This window comes from Halomonas sp. 707D4 (assembly GCF_024158685.1).
GTDB lineage: Bacteria > Pseudomonadota > Gammaproteobacteria > Pseudomonadales > Halomonadaceae > Vreelandella.
This window is the reverse complement of record NZ_JAMZBD010000132.1, coordinates 1-7,320: the sequence shown is the minus strand read 5'-3', so window position 1 is coordinate 7,320 and position 7,320 is coordinate 1. Positions and strand designations below refer to the sequence as shown.

7 protein-coding genes and 1 pseudogene are annotated in these 7,320 nt (G+C 64.3%); 7 read left to right on the top strand and 1 reads right to left on the bottom strand.

Features of this window, described 5'->3' with window-relative positions; translation table 11 throughout:
* On the bottom strand, positions 1-797 hold a 797-nt coding region (locus BIS11_RS07630; RefSeq protein ID WP_253585882.1), incomplete at its 3' end, for an alpha-hydroxy acid oxidase.
* A 110-nt stretch (positions 798-907) separates the two neighbouring features.
* On the opposite strand from BIS11_RS07630, the gene BIS11_RS07625 reads away from it, so the two are divergent.
* The 7 genes and pseudogenes from BIS11_RS07625 to BIS11_RS07595 all read left to right on the top strand — a co-directional run.
* Positions 908-1,654: a GntR family transcriptional regulator gene (locus BIS11_RS07625; RefSeq protein ID WP_253422360.1), complete on the top strand. Its 747-nt coding sequence runs from the start codon at positions 908-910 to the stop codon at positions 1,652-1,654.
* Entirely contained in the window at positions 1,651-2,862 is a 1,212-nt protein-coding gene (gene manD / locus BIS11_RS07620) for a D-mannonate dehydratase ManD (RefSeq protein ID WP_253422362.1), read from the top strand. Before BIS11_RS07625 ends, manD begins: the two co-directional genes overlap by 4 nt.
* Positions 2,863-2,876: 14 nt before the next feature.
* Positions 2,877-3,899, top strand: coding sequence for a Zn-dependent oxidoreductase (locus BIS11_RS07615; RefSeq protein ID WP_253422364.1), 1,023 nt, complete (start codon positions 2,877-2,879; stop codon positions 3,897-3,899).
* A gap of 81 nt (positions 3,900-3,980) precedes the next feature.
* Positions 3,981-4,949, top strand: a complete 969-nt coding sequence (locus BIS11_RS07610; RefSeq protein ID WP_253422366.1) for a TRAP transporter substrate-binding protein — start codon at positions 3,981-3,983, stop codon at positions 4,947-4,949.
* Positions 4,950-5,030: 81 nt separating this feature from the next.
* Entirely contained in the window at positions 5,031-5,609 is a 579-nt protein-coding gene (locus BIS11_RS07605) for a TRAP transporter small permease (RefSeq protein ID WP_253422368.1), read from the top strand.
* A gap of 2 nt (positions 5,610-5,611) precedes the next feature.
* Positions 5,612-6,895 (top strand): TRAP transporter large permease, encoded by a 1,284-nt coding sequence (locus tag BIS11_RS07600; protein ID WP_253422370.1) that lies wholly within the window; start codon positions 5,612-5,614, stop codon positions 6,893-6,895.
* 2 nt (positions 6,896-6,897) lie between these two features.
* Positions 6,898-7,320, top strand: a pseudogene (locus tag BIS11_RS07595) (mannitol dehydrogenase family protein); the annotation flags it as partial.

Genomic DNA, 7,320 nt, shown 5'->3' with positions numbered 1-7,320 from the left:
ATGATGCCCTTGAGGATGAGCTTGCCCGGCCACACGTCGCGAAGCCAAGCGATGTCGTCCCAGTTGAGGGTGGGGTCGAGCTGCGGGCCGATGATCTGCGAGGCGCCCTGGGCATTGCGCTTGTCCGGCGGCAGCAGGTCGTCGAGGTTCTTGAACGTGGGCAGCCCGTCCGGCCACAGCACGTCCGCCATCCAGCCGGGCTTGGTCAAGAGATGCAGGAGGTTGGCAGTGGAGGGCTTCAGCGGGCGGCGGAAATTGCGCACGTCCCACTCGCGGTTGCCGTAGATGGCGCTGTCGGTGGTCACCACGATGGCATCGAAGCCGGCTCGGGCGCAACGCTCGATCATGGATCTGACGAAATTCCGGTCACGGTAGAAGTAGATCTGCATCCAGGCCGTGAGGCCTTCGATGGCGGTGATCTCTTCCATGCGCGTGGTGGAGACGCTGCTGAGCACGAAGGGAATGCCGGCATCGCGCGCGGCCCGGGCGAGCTTCAGGTCGCCATCGCGGCTGAGCATGCCGTTGAACCCGGTAGGGCCGATCGCCACGGGCAGGCGATGCTCCTGGCCAAACAGGGAGGTTTCAAGCTTGCGAGGGTCCACCCGGGTCATCGTCTTTGGCTCGAAAAGATAGCGGTCGAAGACGCTGCGGTTATGGGCGAGCGTATGCTCGTCGTCGCTGCCGCCGTAAACGTACTCGAACACGAAATTGGGCAGTCGGCGCTTGGCGATGTGCTCCAGGTCTTCGATATTCAGAGCTTTTTTATAATTCGAACCGGTGTAGCGCTGGCGTTTCATCGTTGTTGTCCTTCAACCAAAGTATAGGGGGCGAGGGCTTTTGTTTGTCTCGCCATACTACCATACTAGTCATATCAGTTAAGGGGCGAGCCCACACTCAGGCGGCATCAATGGACGACATCAATCCCACCTTGCAGGCGCTCTGGCAGGAAACCTCGGAAACCGAGTCCGTGCGTCAGCGTCTTTATCAGGTGCTGCGGCAGTCCATCATCCAGATGGTCCTGGCGCCGGGCAAGGCGCTATCCGAGAAAGAGGTCGCCGAGGCCTTTTCGGTGAGCCGGCAGCCGGTACGCGAAGCCTTCATTCGACTGTCCGAGGCGGGGCTCGTCGAGGTTCGGCCGCAGCGCGGCACGTTCGTCGTCAAGATTTCCCAGCGCGCGGTACTCGAGTCGCGTTTCGTGCGCGAAGCGGTGGAGGTTGCCGTGGTGCGCCAGGCGACCGTCAAGGGGCTTTCCCCTGAAGTACTCGAGGAGCTCCATGAGCTGGTCGAACGCCAGCGCCGCTGTATCCAGCCGCACGACTCGAATCGCTTCTATCTGCTCGACGAGCGCTTTCACAAGACGCTTTCGCTCGCCGTGGGCCAGCAATCCGCCTGGAAGGTGATCGAGGAAGTGCGCGCCCAGCTCGACCGGGTGCGCTACCTGAGCGTGCCCGATACCACGCCCATCGCGCGGCTGGTCGAGCAGCACGCCGATATTCTGTCCGCCATCGAGGAGCGCGACGTCGCGCAGGCGGAACACGCCATGCGGCGCCACCTGCGCGAAATTCTGGTGTCGCTGCCCGATCTGGTCCAACGTTTTCCCGAGATGTTCGATGCTCAGGAAACGCTATCTTTCATCGAGGAAGCCGCTTCATGAAGATCGAACACGCCTATACCATCGTCACCTCCCCGGGGCGCAACTTCGTCACCCTCAAGATCGTCACCGACGAGGGCACTTACGGCATCGGTGATGCGACCCTCAATGGCCGCGAGATGGCGGTGGTCGCGTATCTCGACGAGCACGTCATCCCGGCGCTGATCGGCCGCGACCCGCAGCGCCTCGAGGACATCTGGCACTACCTGTATCGCGGTGCCTACTGGCGGCGCGGGCCGGTGACCATGAGCGCGATCGCCGCCGTCGACATGGCCCTCTGGGACATCAAGGCGAAGCTCGCCGGCATGCCGCTTTATCAGCTGCTCGGGGGCAAGAGCCGCGAGCGGGTGATGGTCTACGGTCACGCCACCGGACGCGACATCGAGTCGTGCCTCGAGGAGGTCGCCCGCCACGTGGACGAAGGCTACAAGGCGGTGCGCGTTCAGGCCGGGGTGCCGGGGATCGCCAGCATCTACGGCGTGGCCAAGAAGGAGGGCGAGCCCTACGAGCCGGCGGATGCGGACCTGCCCGCCGAGCACGTCTGGAATACCTCCAAGTACCTGAATCACGTGCCCAAGCTCTTCGCCGCCGTGCGCGAGCGCTTCGGCGACGACCTGCACGTGCTGCACGACGTCCATCACCGCCTGACGCCCATCGAGGCCGCGCGCCTGGGCAAGGCGGTGGAGCCCTACAACCTCTTCTGGCTCGAGGACTGCGTACCGGCGGAGAACCAGGAAGGCTTCGGGTTGATTCGCCAGCACACCACCACGCCGCTGGCGGTGGGCGAGGTGTTCAACAGCCTGTTCGACGCCAAGGCGCTGATCGAGAACCAGTGGATCGACTACATCCGCGCCACGCTCACCCACGCCGGCGGCATCACTCACGTGCGAAGGCTTGCGGACCTGGCCGGGCTCTACCACGTGCGCACCGGGTTCCACGGACCGACGGATCTCTCGCCGGTGTGCATGGGCGCGGCGATCCATTTCGATACCTGGGTGCCCAACTTCGGCATTCAGGAGTACATGCCGCACACCGCCGCGACCAACGAGGTGTTCCCCCACGACTACCGCTTCGAGGATGGCCACTTCCTCGTCGGCGAGAACCCGGGACACGGCGTCGATATCGATGAAGAGCTTGCCAAACAGTACCCCTACAAGCGTGCCAGCCTGCCGGTCAACAGGCTGGAAGACGGCACCCTGTGGCACTGGTGAGGAGTCCTGCATCCATGAAAGCATTCCAGGTCAACGCCCCGCATGACTACCGCGTTGCCGAGGTCGACGTACCGACCGCCGGCGCCGGCGAGGTGCTGGTGCGCGTAGCGTTCGCCGGTATCTGCGGCTCCGACATGCACATCATCCACGGCGACAACGCCTTCGTGCGTTTTCCGCGCATCACCGGCCACGAGTTCGCAGGGGTGATCGAGGCCGTAGGCGAAGGCGTCGAAGGTAACCGCGTGGGCGAGCGCGTCTGCGTCGATCCGGTCATCAGCTGCGGCCACTGTTACCCCTGCCGCATCGGTCGGCCCAACGTGTGCAGCGCGCTGGAGGTGATCGGCGTGCACCGCAACGGCGGCTTCGAAGAGCTCGTCGTCGTGCCAGCAGCGAACGTGCATGTGCTTCCCGCGCACATCGGCCTCGACGCCGCCGCGCTGGTCGAGCCCTATACCATCGCCGCCAACGTGCTCGATCGCATGCAGCCGCATCCGGGCGACCGCCTCTTGATCCTCGGCGCCGGCGTGATCGGCATGACCATCCTGCAGATGGCCAGAGCCCTGGGGCTCGAGGAGATCATCGTCTTGGACGTAATCGACGAGCGCCTGGAAGCGGCGAAGAGCCTGGGCGCCACCCACGTCTTCAACAGCCGCACCCAGGACGTCGAGCGGGAAATCACCGCGCTGACCCGGGGCGAGGGCGTACCGCTGATCGCCGATGCCGCCTGCGTGACGGCGCTGCTGCCGCAGATGCTGCGCCTCGCCTCGCCCGCCGGGCGCATCGGCCTGCTGGGCTTCAGCGTCCAGCCGAGTGATCTGGTCCAGCTCGAAGTGATCAAGAAGGAGCTGACCCTGGTCGGCTCGCGGCTCAACAACCGCAAATTTCCGGAGGTGCTCGAGCTCATGGCGAGCGGTCGGCTCGATCCGCTGGCGCTGGTCAGCCATCGTCTGCCGCTGGCCGAGATGCCCGAGGCCATCGACATGCTCGACCATCGCCCGGAGGAGGCCCGCAAGGTGCTGATCCAGATCGGTACCTGAAGAAGATAGCCAACCACCACGCCCACTCATCAACACAGCGCTACCAACAACCAATAACGCAACAGTGCAGGAGTCACGACCATGATCAAGAAACTACTCACCAGTGCGGTTCTGGGAACCGTTCTTCTCGGCGCCCAGTCGGCGCTGGCGGCGGATTACACGCTGCGCTTTGGCCACCTGGCCAACGAGCAGAACATCTGGCACCAGGCCGCCGTGAAGTTCAAGGAGGAGGTGGAAGCCAACTCCGATGGCCGCATCGAGGTGCGCCTGTACCCGAGCGAGCAGCTCGGCAGCGAAATGGACGTGATCAACAGCATCCAGCTGGGCACCGCGGACATGACCATCACCGGCGAAAGCCTGCAGAACTGGGCGCCGAAGGCGGCCATGATGGCGGTGCCTTACGCGTTCCGCGACTCCGAGCATCTGAAGGCGGCGGTGGATGGCGAGATCGGTCGCGAGATCGAGGAGCAGATCATCGAGCGTACCAACCTGGTGCCGCTGGCCTGGTTCGAGCGCGGCCCGCGTGAGCTGACTTCCAACCGGCCGATCCGCACGCCGGAGGATCTGGACGGCCTGCGTCTGCGCGTGCCCAACGTGCCGCTGTTCGTCGATGTCTGGCAGGCACTTGGCGCCCGCCCGACCCCGATGGCCTTCAGCGAAGTGTTCACCGCGCTTCAGCAGAACACCCTCGAAGGTCAGGAGAACCCGCTGAGCCTGATCGAGAGTGCGAGCTTCAACGAGGTGCAGGACTACGTCAACATGACCGGCCACGTGCGCAGCTGGATCTACGTGGTGATCGGCCGCAACCAGCTCGAGAACATGCCCGACGAGCTGCAGGACGTGGTGCGCGAAGCGGCCCAGGCCATGCAGAGTTACGAGGCCGAGCTGTTCGTCGAGGACCAGACTCGCCTGGAAGAGGCCCTGGCCGAGCGTGGCATGGAGTTCATCGAGGTGGATGTCGACGCCTTCGCCGAAAAGGCCCGCCCGGCGGTGGTCGAGGCACTGACACCCGAGCAGCGTGAGCTTTTCGACGCCATTCAAGACCTGTAAGACGCCAAGGCGAGAGCGGGCCGGCACTGTGCCGGCCCCTCTTGTATTCGCAAGAGCCGTTTGCCCCGCGAGGAATCGTTTATGAGCTCGGATCAAAAAGCGCTGGAACAAGAGGCGTTGGAAAGTCTGGATTCGATGTCGACGGTACCCAGGTTCGAAGGCGCCGTCGGGCGCGTGATGGGCTGGATCGATACCGTGTTTCTCACCCTGGCGGTGCTGGCGCTCGTCGCCATTGCCGTTACGGTCCTGCTCCAGGTGAGCTCGAGGCTCTTCCTGCCCATTTCGATCGCCTGGACCGAAGAGCTGTCGCGCTATCTGTTCATCTACATGGTGGCGCTCTCTGCCGGCGTGGTGATGCGCCAGCACCGCAACATCAGCGTCGAGCTTTTCCATCACGGGCTCGGCCCGCGCATGAAAGGCGCCTTCCAGGCATTGATCTGCCTGATGATCGGCGTGTTCGCCTTCATGGTGCTGCCCTATGCGTGGCAGTACGCCCAGAACGGGGCCTGGCAGACCTCGCCGACGCTGCGCATTCCCATGCTGTATATCTTCTTCTCGACGGTGGTCACCTTCGCACTGCTGCTGCTTTACAGCACACTCGGGTGCCTTGAAGGTCTCGTCGCGATGTGCCGCCCAACCGTTCGCGCACAGGAGTCGTGAGCATGGAAGTCATCATTCTCTTCAGTGTTTTTCTGGTTCTGCTGGTGGTGGGCATGCCCATCGCCTTTGCGCTGGGCATCGCCTCGGTGTCCTATCTGTTGCTCGAGGGCATCTCGCTGACCATCGTGCCCCAGCGCATGTACGCGGGGATCGACACCTTCGTGCTGCTGTGCATTCCCGGCTTCGTGCTGGCCGGCAACCTCATGAACGTGGGCAACATCACCGAGCACATCGTGCGCTTCTCGAACGCTTTGCTTGGCCACATCCGCGGCGGATTGGGCCTTGCCAACGTCGGCGGGTCGATGATCTTCGGCGGTATCTCCGGCACCGCCGTGGCGGATTCGGCGAGCATCGGCTCGGTGATGATTCCCGGCATGGCGCGCTCGGGCTACGACAAGCCCTTCGCCGCCGCCGTGACCGCGGCCTCGTCCACCGTCGGTCCGATCATCCCGCCCAGCGTGCCGATGATCATCGCGGGTTCCTTGAGCGGAATCTCGGTCGGGCGCATGTTCCTGGCCGGTGCCGTGCCGGGCATCCTCATGGGGCTTGCCATGATGGTGACGGTCTACATCCTGGCCGTGCGTCGCGGCTATCCCAAGGAGAAGCGCGTTCCGGTCCTGCAGCTTCTGCGCGAGGCCAAGACCGCCTTCTGGGCGCTGCTGATGACCGTCATCATCCTCTACGGCATCATCGGCGGCTTCTTCACCCCGACCGAAGCCTCCATCGTCGCCTGCCTCTACGCGCTGGTGGTCGGCATGTTCGTCTACAAGGGACTGACCCTGCGCAAGCTGCCGGGCATCCTGGTGGACACGGTGCTGACCTCCTCGGCGCTTCTGCTGATGGTGGGGCTCGCCAACCTGTTCGGCTGGATCCTGACCAGCGAGCAGATTCCGCAGATGATCGCCACGATGATCCTGTCGATCAGCGAGAACCCGCTGATCGTGCTGTTGATCCTCAACCTGATCCTGCTGTTCGTCGGCGCCTTCATGGAAACCATCGCCGCGCTGATCATCCTGTTCCCGGCGCTCGTCGGCGTGGCCACCGGAGTCGGCGTGGACCCGGTACACTTCGCCGTGATCGCAGTGCTCAACCTGATGATCGGCCTGACCACGCCGCCGGTCGGCGTATGCCTGTTCGTGGTCGCCGGCATCGGCAAGCTGCCGATGCTGACCGTGGCCCGCGCCATCGTGCCGTTTCTGCTCTGCAACTTGGGCGTGCTGCTGCTGGTCACCTACGTGCCGGCCATCTCGCTGTGGCTGCCGAACCTGCTGATGGGAAGTAACTGATCATGACCCTCGACCGTATCGAGGCGGCGCCGAAGGGCGCCGTCGGCATCGTTCACCTGGGCCTGGGCGCGTTTCACCGCGCCCACCAGGCGGTGTATCTCGAACGCTACCGGCAGCGTACCGGCGATGCCCAGTGGGGCGTGAGCGCGGCGAACCTGCGCCGCGGTGCCCCGCTGGTCGACGCGCTCGCCAGGGCGGGCTTTCGCTACCACGTGGCGGAGTATCGCGACAGCGAGAGCGTCACGGTTCGCGAAGTCGGCGCCATCGAGGAGACGCTGTTCACCGGCCAGGACGCAAGCGGGCAGTGGGGCCGCGATCTCGAGGCTCTGCTGGCTCGGCTGTCACGCCCGGAAACGCGTATCGTCACGCTCACCGTCACCGAGAAGGGCTACTTTCTCAATCCGGCCAGCGGCGCGCTGTTGCAG